This is a genomic window from Bradyrhizobium sp. CCBAU 11357, from assembly GCF_028128865.1.
Classification (GTDB): domain Bacteria; phylum Pseudomonadota; class Alphaproteobacteria; order Rhizobiales; family Xanthobacteraceae; genus Bradyrhizobium.
In genome coordinates, this window is record NZ_LBJW01000108.1 from 200,093 (window position 1) to 217,439 (window position 17,347).

Below are 17,347 nucleotides of genomic sequence, written 5' to 3' on the forward strand. Positions count from 1 at the left end.
AATCTGCAATTCTTGCTATTTGCTTCAATCCTGAAATAGATGCGTCGTCCGCGCGCATCCTTTTTTCCGTCCTCAAATCTGATTCCCGTGCCGATCGATTCTGCACTTCAGGCGATGGCCGAACGGTCCGATCGCGCACCGGCGCGTTGGCGGCGGCCCTTCCTGCGCTGGCTCGACGGCGTCGAGGCGGGCTGGGCCGTGCCGCTTCTCGTCGCCTGCGTCGTTGTGATCTGGACGCTCTATCTGGCGATCGCCTATGCCGGCGGCGGTCTGCACCCCGATACGCTCGAGGCCTGGACGTTGGGCCGGCATTTCGCCTGGGGTTATCACAAGCACCCGCCCTTGAGCGGCTGGATTGCCGCTGGCTGGACCTCCGTCTTCCCGCTCAGCGACTGGTCGCTGCAATTGATGGCGATGGCCAATGCCGGGCTTGCATTGGTCTTCGTCGACCGCATCGCGCGGCAATTCGTGACCGGGCACAAGCGCGTCCTGGTGCTGCTGCTCTTGATGCTGACGCCGGTCTATCAATTTCACGCCCAGCGCTTCAATGCCAATTCGGTGCTGCTGGCGACCTGGCCGCTGGCGACCTGGTGCTTCCTGCGCGCATTCGAGACGCGCGCCTGGCCCTGGGCAATCGCGGCGGGATGCACGACCGCGCTGGCGATGGTCGGCAAATATTACTCGATCTTCCTCGTCGCGAGCTTGGCCTTCGCCGCGCTGGCGCACCCGGCGCGGCGCGCTTATTTCAGCTCGCTTTCGCCATGGATATCGGTGGTCGTGGGGCTCGCGGCGCTGTCGCCCCACATCCATTGGCTCGCGACCACGGGCGCCTCGACCTTCACCTACGCGCTGGCGCATGCCAATGGCAACCTCGCAACCTCACTCGACGAGGTGAAAAACTTTCTGCTCGGGCTGGCCGCGGCGATGAGCATATCCGCCGTGGTCTGGCTGCTCATCGCAGGACCGCGCCTGAGGCAGTTTCCGGCCGACTTCGCGGCCATGAGCCCGGGCCTGCGGCTTCTGTTCTACGTCGCGATCGGAACGATCGTACTTCCGGTGCTGACGTCGCTTGTGATGGGCACCGATCTGCCGTCGCTGTGGGCGTTGCAGGGCCTGTTCCTGTTCGCCATTCTCGTGGTCTGCGGCACGAGCTATCCGATCGAGCGCTTCCACACGGTCAACGTCACGATGATCGTTGCCGGCGCTGCGCTCGCCGCCGTCCTGGTCGCGGCGCCGATCCATGCCGTCCATCGCAACAATCACGGCTATGAAGAGGGCCGGAATTTTTACGTGCAGGCCGCCAACGAATTGACGCGCCAGTGGCGCGAGGTGACCGGCGAGCCGCTGAGCGCCATCAGCGGCGACGATGCACTCGCCTTCGCGACGGCGTTCTACAGCCCCGACCATCCTTATTACGCGCGGCCGTTCGCGCATCAATACACCTGGGGCCTGCCGCGCAGGACGACGCTGGACCGCGGCTGGGCCGCACTCTGTTTCCAGGGGCAGGAGCACTGCAATCGCTGGCTGGAATGGGTGTCCGCGCGTGGCGGCCGTTTCGTCAGGCGCGAGTTCACCGTGCAGGCCTCGCTATGGGGCCGGCTTGGCGTGTCTCGCGAGGTGATCGTGCTGATGGCGCTGCCGCAAGCAAGCCCGGCTTCGAGCGCTGCGGATGATTTCAGCGCCAGCCGGCGAGGAACCCACTAGAGGGTCGTTCTGAAACGCGATGAAATGAAACCAATTCGCTGCAACGACTGAGGTGCGCTCCCTCTCCCGCTTGCGGGAGAGGATTGGGGAGAGGGTGCTTCCGCAATGGGATAGTCTCCTAGAGGAGAAAGCCCTCACCCGCGCCTACGGCTCGGCGCGACCTCCCCCGCAAGTGAGAGAGGTTGCACCGAGCCTGCCGCAATCGATTTGACCAAAACCCATTCCCGCCTAGCAATGGCTGTCGCGCACCTGCTCGAGCCCCTCGCTCGCAAGAGGCGCGGTGAACGTGACCTGCTCGGCCCGCGGTTCAGACGGCTCCACATTTTGAAGCTTTGCCTCGGCGTGGTCTTCGCGATGTTCCAGTTCCATTGCAGTATCCTCTAGAATTGCTGCAGTACAACATCGAGGCCGCCTCCTGGTTCCTCGGTCGGGACGATGATGCGGCCTGAACAGCCGTCCCTTCTCGACCACCAGCACGATCGCGACCGCGGCGAGGGTGGACAGGAAGAAGCCGATCGAGAAGGGCAGCAGCGTGCCGTCGAAGCTCTGCCCGATCGCCATGCCGACCACGATTCCGATCAGCGTGGTGATCGAGCCGTAAAGCGAGGAGGCGGTGCCGGCGATGTGGCCCTGCGGCTCCATCGCGAGCGCGGTGAAGTTGGCGACCATCATGCCGAACGAGAACATCATCAGGGCGGAGAGCACCATGAACAAGGCAAGTGGCAGCACGCCGAGGCATTCCGTCAGCAGCATCACGCCGGCCACGAATGTGTAGAGCATCAACGCGCCGTGCGAGATCACGCGCATGCCGAGCCGGCCGACCAGCCTCGCATTGAGGAAGCCGGCGATGGCGGTGCCGGCGGCGATCGCGGCGAAAGCGAGCGGGAAGTATCGGCCGAGATGATAGATGCCGGTGAAGACCTGCTGGGCGCAGAAGACATAGGCGAACAGCGCGCCGATGACGCTGCCGGCCGCGGTGGCATAGCCCATGGTCTGGCGATGGGTCACGGTCTGCCGGAACGCCGAGAGCACGTCCGCGGGCGCCAGCGATCGGCGCTCGGACTGGGGGAGCGTTTCAGGCAACCGCAACACGCACCATGCGAGTGCGAGCAAGCCATAGAGCATCAGCACCACGAAGATGCCGCGCCACGCCGTCACCAGCAGCACCGCCTGTCCGAACGAGGGGGCGACCACGGGCACCGCGATGAATACCATCATGGCGAGCGACATCACGCTCGCCATGCGGCGGCCGACATAGCAGTCGCGCACGATCGAGGTCGCGATCACGCGCGTCGCCGAGGTGCCCAGCCCCTGGAGCGCACGTGCCAGCAACAGCGTCTCGAACGAGGGCGCGGCGACCGCCAGCACGCTCGCCACCGCATAGACGGCCATGCCGCCGAGCAGCACCGGCCGGCGACCGAAACGGTCCGACAGGGGACCCATGACGAACTGGCCGGCGCCGAAGCCGATCAGGAAGGTCGACAGCACGAGTTGAAGATGGTTCTCGACGGGAATCTTGAAGGCGGCGCCGATATTGGGCAGTGCCGGCAGCATCATGTCCATGGCGAGCGGATTCAGCGCCATGATGGACGCGATCACGATGACGAATTCCGGAAAACCCATCGGGCGGTGTCCCGCGGACACCCAATCGTCGGCATTGACGTCGGACAAGAAGCTTACCCCTGCAATCGAAGGACTTATCTAGCCCTGATGCTGCGTTGCACAACCCATGTTTCGGGATGGCTGGCAGGCGGGGCAGGGGCGGTCAAGACCTGGTGAGGCCCCCGCTGCCGGCCTGATGGTCGTGCTCGACCGATCGCGGCGCGCATGGAAGCGCTTTCCGAAACCGCGTCAACGCGCGTGCGGCCGGCAACCAGGGATTCACCATAAGATCGCGCAAAGATCGCGTACCACGCGCCGGGAGGTGAATCGGCAACCCGTCCTGTCCATTGTGGCCGAACCGGCTGCCGCAGGCGGCGCCGGGAGAAGCCAGGCCAAGCAGGGTATCGCCCGTGTCCGACATGTCCGGTGCAGCACGATGGTTGGCGCCTGCGGCGAGTGCCGGCAGGCGCAACGTCTGGCTCGCCGGCCTGATCGCGCTGACGGCGCTGCTGGTGCTCGGCAATCTCGCCAACGATGCCTCGCTCGACCTGCCCTATGGCTGGGACGTCCGGGTCAATTGCGCGGCGGTCGATGCGCATGCCGAAGGGCTCGATCCCTACTTCGTCAAGAACCTGAAGGGCACCAATTATTCTTATCCCTATCTGCCGGTGACGCTGGACGTTTTCCGTCCCCTCTGCGCGGGCGGCGTTCTGGTCGATCATTACAGAAGCATCTATCTCGTTCTCGCGGTGCTCTGCGGGCTGCTTCTGCCCGGCCTCGGCCGAACGCGTCCCGGCGCGCGCGATGCTGGCTTGAAAGTGCTCTGCGCGCTCGGCGCGTTCGTCGGTTTCGAATTTGTGGTGGCGTCGGGGAATTTTGCGCTGCTGAGCGGTGTGCTGACCGCGATCGCGCTGAAGCTCCTGCTACGTCCGCTCGCGTCCGGACGAGATCCGAGCTTTTCCTTGCGCCTCGGCGGCGCTGCGCTGCTCGGCCTCGTGACCTCGTTCAAGCTGGTGTTCTTCCCGGTGCTGGCGGCGCTCTATTTTCTGCCGCTGCCGCGCGGCCGCAAGCTAGCCCTGATCGCGGTGGGCGCGTTCGCCTTCGCGTTGCCGGTCACAGTGTCGCGGCTGCTGTATCCCGATCTGTTCGCGAGTTGGCTGCTCGCGATCGCAGGACAGATTCCCGGCCAGCATGCCGTCGGTCTCGTGGAGACCAATCCGTCGCTCTTGCTGCTGGCGCGCGACCTCCTGGTCCAGGCCGGCGTCGGTGACAGCAAGCCGGCGATGTTGGCGGCCTATGCGCTCGCGGCACTCGCGCTCGTGCTCGTGCCGTTCGCGCTGTCCGTCGTGCGGCTGGCCGCGAGCGGATCGGCGCGGAGAGGGGCATCGCTTCTGATGGGGATCGATCGCTGGCTGATGGATCACCCCCGCACGGCCATGCGCATCACGGTGCTCGCCATGTTCGCGCTCTATCTCTGCTCGCCGCGTCTGAAGGAATATGCCTTCTTCGAGTTCGCGCTCTATGCCGCGATCCTCATCGTCGATCTTCCGCCCCTGGCGCTAGCGGCCGTTCTCGGCGTCGGCCTCGCCCTTCCGGCACTGATCTCGCTTCTGGGAGCGCCGATCGAGGGCACCTTCATCCTCCTCGTCACCGCGCTGATCTGCTTCTGGATCGTGCTGCTCGATTTCCGCGCGGAGCCGAAGCGCCTAGAGCAGGGATGATTCAATCGATTGGTGCGGGCAGCCGGGGTCGAACCGGCACAGCGCTTGCGCACCGAGGGATTTTAAGTCCCTTGCGTCTACCAATTCCGCCATGCCCGCTTGATCCAACGAGATCAAACACTTAAGTCCGTTCCGGCGGTCTGGAATTGGCGCGTTCGTCGCCGGAAGGACGGTTCTTCCTTAAGCGAGCCGGGCGCACAAGGCAAAGCCTCAATCCGGACATCTGTTGCTGCTTTAGGCATTCTCAATCCACGGGGGCTATTCATCCGGCATGGCTGCTTCGTTTTTCTCTTCGCTGCGCGGCGTTGGCGCGCTCTTCGCGCTGCTTGCCGCTGGCCTCGCGCTGTCCGGCTGCGCCAGCGTGAGCGAGACGATCGCGCCGGCCTTCGCCGATCCCGCCAAGTACGAATTGTACGATTGCAAGCAGCTGGAGACTGAGCGCAAGGGGCTCGCCAAGCGCACTGACGATCTGCGGGCGCTGATGGAGAAGGCGGAGACAGGGACCGGCGGGGCGGTCGTGTCCGAGCTCGCTTATCGCAACGATTATGTCGCCGTGCGCGGGCAGGCCCAAATGGCCGAGGACGCCTGGCGCCGCAACAGATGCCGGGAGTCGCCGCCTGAGGAGCCGCCGCCTCCGGCATCGCCGGCGGCCGCCGCCAAGCCCGCAGCGAAATCCGGCAAAGCCGCCCGCTGAGGCGTCCTGCCGCGCGCGCTTCGCATCAAGGCCGCCAGCCGTAGATCCAGTCCTGCCGCGCCAGCATGCGCTCCGGGCCGAGCGCGCGGATCGCGAGATCGCGTGCGAGCGCCAGCGGTCCACTTAGATGATAGATGCGGCCCTGCTGCCGCGCGGTCCGCTGCACCCGCCGCACCCGCGCCTGGCGGGCACGGCCGTATTGCGTCAGCGCGGCGGCAACCTCTTTGCTGCTCTCGGCGGCCGCAAGGATCAAATGCCGGGCGAGCACGGCGGCATCCTCGATCGCCATGCCGGCGCCTTGCGCTGCGAACGGCAGCATCGCGTGCACGGCATCGCCGAGCAGCGCCACCGAACCCGTGCTCCAGGGGCAGCCGTCGGGCACGCCGAACAGCGCCCATTTGCGCCAGCTGTCGACTGCGGCGAGCATCATCCGCGCCGCCGGCGGCCAGCGTGGGCCGGCAAAGGCGTCCATCACCTCGCGGGGATCGCCTTGCGTGCTCCAGCCCGGCCGGTTCCAGGTGCCCGGCAGCACCGCGACCACGTTGATCTGGCGTCCGCCCGCGATCGGATAGGCGACCAGATGGGCGTTCGGTCCCATCCAGAGCTGCACCCGGCGCGCGGTATAGTCCTTCGGCAGCTGCGTGGCATCGAGCGTGCCGCGCCAGGCGATCAGGCCGGAGAAGCGCGGCTGCACCTCGGGAAACAGATGCTGGCGCACCGTCGACCAGATGCCATCGGCGCCGATCAGCGCGCTGGCGAGATCGCTGCGGCGGATCGTGCCGCTGCGATGGACCACCGTCAGGCCCTTGGCATGAGGCGCCACGTCCTCGAAGGTCGCGCCCAGCTTCAGATCGATGTCGGGATGGTCGGCAACGGCGCCGGCGAGGGCCGATTGCAGGTCGGCACGGTGCACCACCCAATAGGGCGCGCCGGCGCGCGCGGATGCGGCTTCGCCGAGCGGCATGCGCAGCAGCTCGCCGCCGGCCCGCGCGCTCATGATCGAAACCGCCTCCGGGGTGACGGCGCGCAGCTTGAGGCGTTCGGTCAGGCCGAGCTCGACCAGCACGCGGCTGGCATTGGGGGAGAGCTGCAGGCCGGCGCCGACTTCCTCGAGGCGTTCGGCCTTTTCCAGCACGACGATGCGGAAGCCGCGCGTGGCGAGCGCGAGTGCGGCCGTCAGGCCACCGATGCCGGCACCGGCGATGACAATCGTTCGGGAGAGCGCCACCCCTTAACCGGTGGACGCGGTCAGGCCACCTTGTCCTTCAGCACGCATTCCGGCGGGCGGGCTTCGCCCGCCTTCAGGTCGGCCGCGAAGCGGTACAGCGTCGAGCAATAGGGGCAGATGATCTCGTTGTCGTTGCCAAGGTCGAGAAAGACGTGCGGATGGTCGAACGGAGGGTTGGCGCCCACGCACATGAACTCTTGCGAGCCGATCTCGATGACGGGGACACCGGCATCGTTATGGAAGTGCGGGACGACATGGTCGGACATCGTAGTTCATCCTGGAGTGGCAGAGGCGGCAGACACAATCAACGACTGACGCGGCATCTTTGAGGCGCCGCGGACCATACTGGCGGGTGCAGATGATTGCTAGTCGATGGAACCGAAAAGCTCCGCAAGCGCCCCATGCTCATTTGCTCATGCAAATTCGACACAATCTTGCGGCCTGAGAGAAGCCCTTCTTTCGTCGGGGACGTTGTGTCGCAATTTTGGCATACTATCTCTGTGGTTGCGTGAAATCGGGACGAAAGGCGTATCGTTCCGCGCGGGCATCCAAGGGCATCCGGGCTTTTCCACATGAAGTGGCTTCGAATCAGTACGGCATTGGCGGGAGTGGCCGCGTGCGGCTTCATGCTCGCGCAGGTGGCGCCGCATGCCCGCGAGGCCGGCGCGATCCTGGCCGCCCAGGATGATCCGGCCGCACTCTCCGAACTGAAACTCGATGCAGTGCTGCGGCACAACGACCGCCTGGTTCAGGACAATATCGAGGCCGCGCTCGCGGCCGGCGATGCCGATCTCGCCGACAGTTTCGTTGCGCTGGCGCGTGACCGCAACATCGCGCTTCCCGACGATCTCCTGAGCCGCGTCGGCGACGCCGTGAAAGCGGAGAATTCGACCTCGCATTTCGCCAAGCGCTTCGCCACCGGTCTCGTCACCGGCAACGCGGACGATGTCGCGAGCCTCTCCGGGACCGTGGCCGGCGATCTGTTCGTGTTCGGCGACATCAGGGACGTGGTGCGCGAGGGCAAGCACCTCGCCATGGGCGAGGACACCGACCGCCTCGTGCTCTCTCTTGCGGCGGCCGGTCTTGCGGTGACGGCGGCAACCTACGTCTCCGTCGGCGGTGCCGCGCCGGTGCGCGCCGGACTGACGCTGGTGAAGGATGCGCGCAAGCTCGGACGGCTCGGCGAGGGGCTCGCCGCATGGGCCGGCCGGTCCGCGCGCGAGGTCGTCGACACGCCGATGCTCCGGAGCGCAGTGGCATCGGGCTCGGTGCTGCGGCCGGGGCAGACGGTGAGCGCGATCAAGGCCGCGTTCCGCGCAGAGAAGGCCGGTGCGCTGGTCCGGCTCGGCAAGGACGTCACGCGCGTCGCCGGAAAGACCGGCACGCGGGGCGCCATGGATACACTGCGCATCGCCGAGGGCCCGAAGGACGTGGCGCGCGCGGCGCGGCTTGCGGAAGCGCAAGGCGGCAAGACGCGTGCGATCATCAAGCTGCTCGGCCGTGGCGCGCTGTTGCTCGTCGGCGGCGCGTTCGATCTGGCGCTCTGGCTGTTTGGCGCGGTCGTGACCCTGTTCGGCCTGCTCTCCTCCATCAAGGCGACGACCGAGCGCCTGACCCAGGCCTGGTGCGATCGCAGGCGAGCGCGGCGGCTTCGCCGCGCGCAGATCGCCGCCGAAGCTGCGCTGGAAGCTGCGGCTCTCAAGGCCTAAAGCAGACGAAATTGCGGTCAATCGTCGGCGCGCTCCGGGTCATTGTTTGAGCATGATCTCCGCGCAAGCGCGCTCCGCGTTTGTCGCGCGGAAAAACCGCTGCACATCTGTCCGGATCGTGCTCTAAGATCAGCCATTCCCCTCCAGACCTCACGGAACTGATGATGCCGAGCTTCCACAACGGCGCCGTTGAAATTGCCTATCTCGACGAAGGCGAGGGCGATCCGATCATCCTGGTGCACGGCTTTGCCTCCAGCAAGAACGTGAACTGGGTCTACCCGACCTGGGTTTCGGAACTGCGCAAGAACGGCCGGCGCGTGATTGCGCTCGACAATCGCGGCCACGGCGAGAGCGCAAAGCTCTACGAGCCCGCGCAATACTCCATTCCCGTGATGGCCGGCGACGTGCTCGCGCTGATGGATCATCTCGCCATCCCGCAGGCCGACATCATGGGCTATTCGATGGGCGGGCGGATGACGGCCTGGCTCTCCCTCAACGAGCCGCAGCGCCTGCGCTCGGCGATCCTCGGCGGCATCGGCATCGGCGGCCTGATCGAGGGCAGCGGCCCCGGCGAGAACGTGGCGAAGGCGCTGGAGGCGCCCGCGCTGGACGACGTCACCGATCCCGTCGGCCGCACGTTTCGCGCGTTCGCCGACCAGACCCGCTCCGACCGCCGCGCGCTCGCCGCCTGCCTGCGCGGCACGCGCGATCTCATGACCCGCGAGGAAGCCGCGCGCATCGACGTGCCGGTGCTGATCGCCGTCGGCTCGACCGACGACGTCGCAGGAAGCGCCAGCGCGCTCGGCGCCATCATCCCCGGCTCGGAAGTGCTCGACATTCCGAACCGCGACCACATGCGTGCGGTCGGCGACAAGGTCTACAAGACCGGCGTGCTGGATTTTCTGTCACGGCGGGGGTGAGTTGGCAAAGGGCCAAGCGGGGGTCTTCGCCTACCAATCCCTAGGACCTTTAGCCCAGTTTCTTGGCGCCTCAATTTCCGTGTCGACCGCTGCTTCACGCTGCCTCGTCGCTGAACACGGCGGGAAGCGTCTTGAGGAACGAGATGACGCGCTGCGTGCGCAGGGGCGGGCGGCGGTCGGAGGTGCGCACCATCCATAGCGGTTCCTTAGGTGCGCGCCAGGGCGCCAGCACTTCGACCAGCCGGCCGGTGCGAAGGTCTTCGCTGACGAGCCACGCTGGCCCCCAGCCGATCCCGAACCCATTCGCGATCAAAGCGAGCGAAGCATGCGCGTCGTCGCAAATGTGCTTGGGCTTGGGCGTGACGCGAATGGGTCCTTTCCCGCGCGGATCGGCGAAGCGCCAGGTCAGGATCTGACCGCTCGCGGGATTGCGGAAGCCGACGTGGTCGTGTGCGGAAAGCTCGAAGGGAGTGGCCGGCGCGCCGCGCGCGTTCAGATAGGCGGGCGAAGCGCAAGCGATCCAGGAGAACGTGCAAAGCCGCCGCGCCTGATGGCCGGGCGCGCGGTCGAGGGGCCCTGAGCGGATCGCGACGTCGACGCCTTCCGCCGCGAGATCGAGAATCTCGTTGCGGAATTTGACCTCGATCTCGATTTCCGGTCGTTCCCGCAGGAACGCGGCCAGCCGCGGCAGGATGCAGGCGCGCGCGAACGAAGCGGGGGCGGTCACACGCACCCGTCCGCCATCGTCGCGCGCGACTTCGCCGAGCGCGGATTGGACACGGGCGAGACTTTCAACCAAGGCGCGTCCCGCCGCCATCAGCCGGTCGCCCTCCTCGGTCAGAGCCAACGAATGGGTGGAGCGATGCAAAAGCCGCAACCCGTGAGCCTTTTCGAAGCGGGCAACCGCCTTGGACATCGCCGAGGTGGTCGTCCCCGCCCGCCGCGCGGCTTCGGCGAAGGAGCCCGCCTCGACGACGCGGACGAAGGCGAGGAGACGCGAGAGATCGGGAGGCAAGGTCGCTGTGGACATGTAGTCCACATAGCCATGGCCGGGCGATCACTACAAGAGACATTCCCGAACGGCTAATTCAGGAAGCGTCAGCGCGCATTCTGCGGCGCTTAAAACGCGGGAAGTCCCATGAACCTCATCGAAATCACCCTGCAAGCCCTTGACGCCGCCGAGCGCGCGATTCCACCCGGCCAGCCGGTTTATATGCTCAATCTGCTGCGCTACCGCGCGCAGGCGCGTTACGAGGACGGATTCGACGCCGCGCCCTGCTCGGGCCGCGAAGCTTTTCATGAACGCTACAGGCCGGCATTCCGGCGTCTTGCGGCCGGCAAGCCGCTCGCGCGGATGTTTTCCGGGCCGGTCCTCACGAGCCTCGTCGGCGCGTCAGGCGAACGCTGGGACGAAGCGGCGATCAATGAATACGGCGATTTCGCCACCTTCCGCTCGATCGTCGATACCGAGGCTTACCGGCGCGAAGCCGCCCCGCATCGACACGCGGCGCTCGAGGATTTCCGGCTGTTCGCGCTCGCCAAGGAGATGTGAAAAATTGCGGATGAATTACGGTGACGGTGCAGCGATCACATGCGTGCGGTCGGCGACAAGATCTACAAGACCGGCGTGCTGGAGTTCTTGTCACGGCGCGGATGAGGCCATGTTGCCTGAGGTGCCCACGCGCTTCGACGTCCTCGCCCAGTATCTTTTACGTTGTAGACGCTAGCTGCTCGAACGTGCCGACCTGGGCCCAAAGGATCAGTTGCGATCCTTCCGCATTTTTGTCTTGAGATCATCCGTCAGGTGGCGAACGAAAAAATCAATCACTCGTTTTCGGCTGTCGGCCGTGGCGTCGGGGCTGTAGGCGAGCGTGTGTCCTCTGTATTTGAAGGGACGGTCGCGCTGTTGATCGAAGCCATGATGTGCGTTCGGATACTCGACCACGTCAAATTCGGCGCCGGCCACCCACTTGATGTTCTTGGCTCGCAGGCAGCCGTCTGGCAACGTCCAGTCGTCATTCCCGGCAACGAAGATCAACAGCGGCGATTGTATCGCGAAGTTCGGGCTGAATGCGTGGCACTCCGGATAATAGGCCGCCACGGCTCTAAATCGGGCTTCGGCTTTCCCCCTGGCGATCTCGATCGCTGCGCTACCTCCGCTGCTCAAGCCGAGCGCAAATAGATTATCCTTGCTGACTTTCGGGTTCCTCTCCAGAAAAGCCTTCGCGTTAAAGGCATCGTCCTTTCGAAAGCGGGAGGCCTCCAGTCCACAACCCTTTCCTCCGCCGAGATTCCGCGGCCCGAAACTATCAAGAATGAATGCGCCAAAGCCGGCCGCTTGCAGGTTCTTCGCGTGCGCCTGAAGGGTCGCCACGCCAAACCGGTCGAGCCCGCCACAGGGATGCATCAAGACGACCACGGGAAAGGGCCCGGGTCCTGGAGGAAGCGACAAGGTGCCAGTCAGAATTGCGGTCCGCTCGGAAGGAGAGACAACGCTCTCGAACGAGAGCGTTTCAGCCTCGAGCCGGGTCGACAATAGGACCGTCAACGCGGCCGCAATGGTGCAGGCGACACGATGCATAGATTTTCCCCCTTTTGAATCCAAACAGCGCGGTTGTTACCGCCGTACAGGGCAGGCGGCAGTCCAGTCGATCCGAGCGACGTACCCGCGCGGCGTTTCTCCATGGAAATACGACCTCGACGAAGCGGAAGCTGCTAATGCCGATGGCGGCCGCCTGGTTGGCGAACGTCCTGGCCCGCATCGCCAGGTCCCCAACGCCGCGCCGCGGCCATCAGCGCCACGAAGGTCGCGACCCACACCATCCGCGCGCCGTAGCGATCGTGGGGCCCTGAGATCACGCCGCAGATGAAGGCGTTGCCGAGCAGCGCCAGCGTCACTGTTCCAGCCAGCAGCGTCAGATCGTCCAGCCGGCGGTTCGCCAGCGCTTGCGCAAGCAGCGCGACCAGCGCCAGCATCGAGGCCAGCGCGACCGGGACATGCAGCCAGTTCACGTAATCGAAATTGATACCCCAGTTCTGCTGCCGCGCCGCGCGCATCGGCGCGGCCTGTGCGGGGATGTAGCGCTCGATGATGCCGCGGGTGTGCGGGATCCAGCCGTTGGTGCCTTCGCCGGTCGCCACATGCAGCAATTGCTGCCCCATCGCGCGCAGCGCCGCGCCGGCCTGCCAGGCCGGATAATCCTTCAGCGACTGCACGACGATGGTGCCCATCTCATCGTTGAGCCCGTTGAAGCGGCCGAGCGTGTTGAACATGCTCTGGCCCCACAGGAACTCGTCGGCGCTCGCGGGCAGCTCGTTGCGGTAGGGGCAGAGCTTGTAACGTTCACGCGGGCAACGGTCGTTGAGATATTGTGCGACGATGCCGTCCTGCATCATGCGGCCGAAGGCGACGCCGTAGCCGCCGGGCGTCCAGGCCAGCTTGCCGGACAGCGCGTAATTTGCCGACACCAGCATCAGGCCGCCCGCGATGATGGCGAGGCTCGCCTGCGTCAATCCGGCGAGCGGCAGCCGCCCGCCCGCGAACGGCCGCACCATCCAGCCGGCGGCGCACAGCCCCAGCAACACGCCGAGTGTGGCGCTGTGGGTCGCCACGGCAAAGGCGGTGAAGACGAACAGCGAAATCTTCTCGCGCGCCGAGGTGCGGCTTGCGCCGACCACCAGCAGGAACAGCGACAGTACCGAAAGCCCGGCAAAGATGTCGGTGAGCAGCATGCTCGCAAGCCAGGGCAGCGCGGTCGACAGCATCAGGCAGAAGAAGATCGCGACGAAGCGGAAGGTCTGCATCAAACCCAGCACGCGAAGCGTGAGCTGCAGCAGCCACAGCGTCGCCAGCGACTGGACCGCGAGGTTGATCCAGAAGCCAAAACCCTCGCCATAGTGCAGGTAGAGGCCGAACACCGTGGAGCGGCTGGGGACGAGATAGCCCTCGTACCAGCGCGCCAGATAGCCCCCGGTGTCCCATTGCAACAGCGGATAGCCGTTCCAGACCGCCGGCGCGATCATCAGGAGGGGCAAGAGAAGTGACAAGGCCACCGCCGCCAGCCGCAGCCAAAACGTATCAGCTGCGCGCGCGCGCAATTGATCGGTGGTGATGCTCAAATCCGCTCCCAGCCTCGCTTCGGATCAATGACCCCAATAACGGCTCAAAGAGAATTCACCAATAGTTTGAGGCCGCCCGGCTTGAATTTGGCGAAACTCTGACCACTTTGAGCCGACCTTGCCGCTTGGGGCGTCAAAAGAAACTGTTGTGTTTCAAGGCCTTGGCATGCTCTGTGGGGCAAGATGCTGTTCACTCTCAGGCAAGCCCGTCAGGACTTTGTCGCCTAGACTGTGCTATACAGAGAGCAAAAGACGCCCATTCGAAGAGCAAAATTCCAAAGAGAAAATCCATGGCAGTGCATCAGGTCAATCCGGGAGGAAAGCTCGCATCGCTCGATCCGATCTGGGACCGGATCCGCGGCGAAGCGGAGGACATCGTCCGACGCGAGCCGGAGCTTGCGACCTTCATCTATTCGGCGGTGCTGCATCACGGCCGCCTCGAAGATTCGGTGGTCCACCGCGTCGCCGACCGGCTCGATCATTCCGCGCTGTCGGGCGATCTCGTGCGCCAGGCCTATTCCGAGGCGCTGCGCGACGATCCTGATCTCGGCAACGCCTTCCGCGCCGATCTCGTTGCCGTCTACGACCGCGATCCCGCGACCTCGCGCTTCATCGATCCCTTGCTCTACTTCAAGGGCTTTCACGCCATCCAGACCCATCGCCTCGCGCACTGGCTCTATCTGAAGGGCCGCAAGGATTTCGCCTATTACCTTCAGAGCCGGTCCTCGGCGGTGTTCCAGACCGACATCAATCCCGCCGCGCGCATCGGCCGCGGCATCTTCCTCGACCACGCCACCGGTTTCGTCTGCGGCGAGACGGCTGTGATCGAAGACGACGTCTCGATCCTGCACGGCGTCACGTTAGGGGGCACCGGCAAGGAGAACGAGGACCGTCACCCCAAGATTCGCCACGGCGTCCTGATCGGGGCCGGTGCAAAGATTCTGGGCAATATCGAGATCGGCCATTGCGCGCGCATCGCCGCCGGTTCGGTCGTGGTCAAGCCGGTGCCGCACAACGTCACCGTCGCGGGTGTTCCGGCCAAGATCGTCGGCGAGGCCGGCTGCGCCGAGCCGTCGCGCACCATGGACCAGATGATCAACGCGATGGGGCTCTGAGAAGGATTTGATGCTGCGAAGGGCCGGAATTTTCCGGCCCTTTTCGTCCCAAAATCTTTGACAATTCGTGCTGGCGGTTCGCCGCGTCTCGTCCTAAAACCCGCCGACCATTTTCGATCGGAGACTTGCCGTGGACGTCAAAGAAGTCAGAAAGTTGGATGCGTATCTGAAGCGCGTATTCGGCAATCCCAAGATCCGCGTCGTGCCGCGGCCGAAGAAGGACGATTCCGCCGAAGTCTATATCGGCGAGGAATTCATCGGCGTGCTCTTCGTCGACGACGAGGACGACGATCGCTCGTTCCAGTTCCAGATGGCGATCCTCGAGGACGACCTGGTGGACCAGGAGTAGTTTTCTCCTCAGTCATTGCGAGCGAAGCGAAGCAATCCAGAATCCCTCGATGGAAAGGACTCCCGGATTGATTTCGCCTCGCACGCGATAACGAAGGTCAGCTTCGCTGGCCCGCAACTTCATCTCTTCCGAGAACGTGCAGCCGAGCCGTAGTGTCGGCAACAATGGTGCCGTCCGCACGACGAAGTCGCTTGACTGAGCGGTGCTGCGACCGCTTTGCACGGGAAGCGCCGCCGAACGCGATGCGCCACTAGGCTTTAACGACAAGATACCAGCACCCGAAATGAGCCGCCACTAACGCGTTAGTTGCACTCTTCTTGAGGCTGGCCATGACTGACCGCCCCATGCTTGAATTGCTGATAAGGCACCACCCGGCATCCAGGCTTTACCGGACGGCAGCCCGCGCTATTGCATATCAACTGCCCAGCGGCTTGCGGCTTCGCAGGGGCAGTTTCGGCTTTCTTCCTGGCATCGTCCCTCGGCTTGGCATCCTCGCGAGTCGCGACCGGCTTGTTGTCCTGCACCTTCTCGCACTCGTTATCGTCGTTAACGCGATAGCCGGCGCGGCAGGCGATCTTCACGCAAGCATCGCCATCTGCCTTGAAGCCGTGATCGCACACCAGCGGGCAGACTCGGCTCGCCTTGGCCTTGATGGCGTCGAGCGCCTCGAGGCTCGCCTGCTTGGAATCGAACTTCGTTCCGGCATATTTATTGAACAGCGTTAGCGAGCGTTGCGACGAGTCGGTCCAAATGCCGTCCGCGGGAGCCGGATGACAACCGACCCTGCGCAGCTCGGACTGCACGAGCTTCGCAGTCTCCTGCGACGAAAGGCCGGGCATCGACTGAGTCGGAGTCACGGCCGCGACCTTCTGCTCACCCTCACGCTGAGACTTCTCTGTGGCCTGTTTGGCGGCGAGCACGGCAGCTGTCTTGTCGTTTGCGATTTTCTCGGCGAGCGCCTTCTCGGCAGCCTGCTTGTCAGCCAGTGCCTTCGCGACGGCTGTTTCTGCGTCCTTCCTGCGCTGCTCGGCGGCCGCCGCCTTGGCTTCCTCGATCTGCTTGGCCTTCTCCGCGGCAAGGCGGGCATTCTCGGCGGCCTTGGCGGCGGCGGCGGCCTTCTCCTGCTCGGCCTTGTTCGCACGCTCGGCGGCGAGCTTTGCCTTTTCGTCTTCGGCTTGGCGTGCCTTCGCAGCCGCAGCTGCGCGCGCCTCCTCGGCTGCGACGTTCTTCAGTTGCGCGCGGGCGAGGCCTGCATAGAAGCCGTCGGGATAAGCCTGAAGGAAGGCTTCCCATGCGTCTCGGTTTCCGGCCTGGAGCGCCAGCTCATAGTCCCGGCGGATGCTGTCCTGGGGATTGGCTTGCGGGCCCGGCGCTGCTGCCGGCTTCGCCGGAACCAGAGCCACGTCGTCGCCGCCGAGCGAGCCGTAGACAAACGGCTCCTGCTTGTTGCCGGTGCTCTTGAGCACATCATCGCGAACGAAGCGAAAGGCCTTGCCCAGGTCGAGCCCCGGCGTCGGCAGGCGGTCGACCAGCGCGGTGGCAAACGGGCTGTTCTTGCTATCGCCGTCCGAGGCGGTCGAGCCCGCCTTCGCCGCAAAGGCGATCATCGTATTCGGGCTGGTCGGCTCGACCTTGGCGAGGCCGCGTCCGATCGCGCGCGAGGCGATCGTGCGCTTCATCGTCTTCGCAAACGGATTGTCGCGACAGGCATCGAGGATGATCAGGCGCAACTGCTTTGCCGGTTCGACGGCGAACAGCGCGCGGTCCAGCGCAATCGTTTCGTCCAGCACGTCGCTGTCGGTCTCCAGCGTCGCGTCCGTCGGGATCAGATAGTTGACGCCGTCCAGCTCGATGCCATGCCCGGCGTAATAGACCACCGCGACCTCGGCATCCCGCGCCTTGCCGCCGAAGTCACGCAGCGCCTTGCGCATCTCCGAACCGCTGAGGTCGAGCTTGATGTCCACAATATCGAACCCGGCCTTCCTGAACATGCCACCGACCAACGCGGCATCGTTCGCCGGGTTGGCGAGCCTTGGCACGGTCTTGTAGGCCGAGTTGCCCACGACCAGCGCAACGCGCTTCTCGGCGTGCGCGGAGCTGGTGCCCAACCAGATCGCAAATATCAACAGGGCAATTGCCCGGAGCGCACCCATTTCAACCTCAAATCAGAATACGACGAGAGTATT

General features: G+C 65.0%; 14 protein-coding genes, 1 tRNA gene and 1 pseudogene. 8 read left to right on the forward strand and 8 right to left on the reverse strand.

Annotated features, from left to right (window positions below):
• Positions 1–114 precede the first annotated feature (114 nt).
• Complete coding sequence (locus tag XI05_RS27730) at positions 115–1,704, forward strand: glycosyltransferase family 39 protein (RefSeq protein WP_271507715.1); 1,590 nt, start codon at positions 115–117, stop codon at positions 1,702–1,704.
• A gap of 429 nt (positions 1,705–2,133) precedes the next feature.
• Here XI05_RS27730 and XI05_RS27735 read toward each other — a convergent pair.
• Positions 2,134–3,375: pseudogene (locus XI05_RS27735) on the reverse strand (multidrug effflux MFS transporter); the annotation flags it as partial.
• 350 nt (positions 3,376–3,725) lie between these two features.
• On the opposite strand from XI05_RS27735, the gene XI05_RS27740 reads away from it, so the two are divergent.
• Positions 3,726–5,027 carry a hypothetical protein gene (locus XI05_RS27740; protein WP_271507989.1) on the forward strand — a complete coding sequence of 434 codons (1,302 nt, stop codon included), beginning with the start codon at positions 3,726–3,728 and terminating at the stop codon, positions 5,025–5,027.
• Between the two features lie 10 nt (positions 5,028–5,037).
• On the opposite strand, the gene XI05_RS27745 is transcribed toward XI05_RS27740, so the two are convergent.
• Positions 5,038–5,126 (reverse strand) — tRNA-Leu (locus XI05_RS27745).
• 172 nt (positions 5,127–5,298) lie between these two features.
• Here XI05_RS27745 and XI05_RS27750 point away from each other — a divergent pair.
• On the forward strand, positions 5,299–5,721 hold the full coding sequence (locus XI05_RS27750; protein ID WP_271507718.1) for a twin-arginine translocation pathway signal: 423 nt from the start codon (positions 5,299–5,301) through the stop codon (positions 5,719–5,721).
• A gap of 25 nt (positions 5,722–5,746) precedes the next feature.
• Here the strand turns inward: XI05_RS27750 and XI05_RS27755 are convergent, their stop codons facing one another.
• Positions 5,747–6,949, reverse strand: coding sequence for an FAD-dependent monooxygenase (locus XI05_RS27755; protein ID WP_271507720.1), 1,203 nt, complete (start codon positions 6,947–6,949; stop codon positions 5,747–5,749).
• A 20-nt stretch (positions 6,950–6,969) separates the two neighbouring features.
• Entirely contained in the window at positions 6,970–7,215 is a 246-nt protein-coding gene (locus XI05_RS27760; protein WP_007602543.1) for a zinc-finger domain-containing protein, read from the reverse strand.
• A 306-nt stretch (positions 7,216–7,521) separates the two neighbouring features.
• Here XI05_RS27760 and XI05_RS27765 point away from each other — a divergent pair, with 306 nt between their 5' ends.
• Together XI05_RS27765 and XI05_RS27770 are read left to right on the forward strand one after the other, a co-directional pair.
• A complete protein-coding gene (locus XI05_RS27765) occupies positions 7,522–8,658 on the forward strand; it encodes a hypothetical protein (protein ID WP_271507723.1) in 1,137 nt (378 codons plus the stop codon).
• Between the two features lie 164 nt (positions 8,659–8,822).
• A complete protein-coding gene (locus XI05_RS27770; RefSeq protein WP_271507724.1) occupies positions 8,823–9,578 on the forward strand; it encodes an alpha/beta fold hydrolase in 756 nt (251 codons plus the stop codon).
• Positions 9,579–9,672: 94 nt separating this feature from the next.
• Here XI05_RS27770 and XI05_RS27775 read toward each other — a convergent pair whose 3' ends face one another.
• On the reverse strand, positions 9,673–10,608 hold the full coding sequence (locus XI05_RS27775) for a LysR family transcriptional regulator (protein ID WP_271507726.1): 936 nt from the start codon (positions 10,606–10,608) through the stop codon (positions 9,673–9,675).
• Between the two features lie 108 nt (positions 10,609–10,716).
• On the opposite strand from XI05_RS27775, the gene XI05_RS27780 reads away from it, so the two are divergent.
• Positions 10,717–11,130 carry a hypothetical protein gene (locus XI05_RS27780; protein ID WP_271507729.1) on the forward strand — a complete coding sequence of 138 codons (414 nt, stop codon included), beginning with the start codon at positions 10,717–10,719 and terminating at the stop codon, positions 11,128–11,130.
• 207 nt (positions 11,131–11,337) lie between these two features.
• On the opposite strand, the gene XI05_RS27785 is transcribed toward XI05_RS27780, so the two are convergent.
• Positions 11,338–12,159, reverse strand: a complete 822-nt coding sequence (locus tag XI05_RS27785; protein WP_271507732.1) for a dienelactone hydrolase family protein — start codon at positions 12,157–12,159, stop codon at positions 11,338–11,340.
• Positions 12,160–12,293: 134 nt separating this feature from the next.
• Complete coding sequence (locus tag XI05_RS27790) at positions 12,294–13,697, reverse strand: hypothetical protein (protein ID WP_271507734.1); 1,404 nt, start codon at positions 13,695–13,697, stop codon at positions 12,294–12,296.
• Between the two features lie 290 nt (positions 13,698–13,987).
• On the opposite strand from XI05_RS27790, the gene cysE reads away from it, so the two are divergent.
• Together cysE and XI05_RS27800 are read left to right on the forward strand one after the other, a co-directional pair.
• Positions 13,988–14,812 carry a serine O-acetyltransferase gene (cysE, locus tag XI05_RS27795; protein ID WP_172783075.1) on the forward strand — a complete coding sequence of 275 codons (825 nt, stop codon included), beginning with the start codon at positions 13,988–13,990 and terminating at the stop codon, positions 14,810–14,812.
• A gap of 130 nt (positions 14,813–14,942) precedes the next feature.
• Entirely contained in the window at positions 14,943–15,161 is a 219-nt protein-coding gene (locus tag XI05_RS27800; RefSeq protein ID WP_007602550.1) for a DUF3126 family protein, read from the forward strand.
• A gap of 302 nt (positions 15,162–15,463) precedes the next feature.
• Here XI05_RS27800 and XI05_RS27805 read toward each other — a convergent pair whose 3' ends face one another.
• Complete coding sequence (locus XI05_RS27805) at positions 15,464–17,314, reverse strand: caspase family protein (protein WP_271507737.1); 1,851 nt, start codon at positions 17,312–17,314, stop codon at positions 15,464–15,466.
• Between the last annotated feature and the right edge of the window lie 33 nt (positions 17,315–17,347).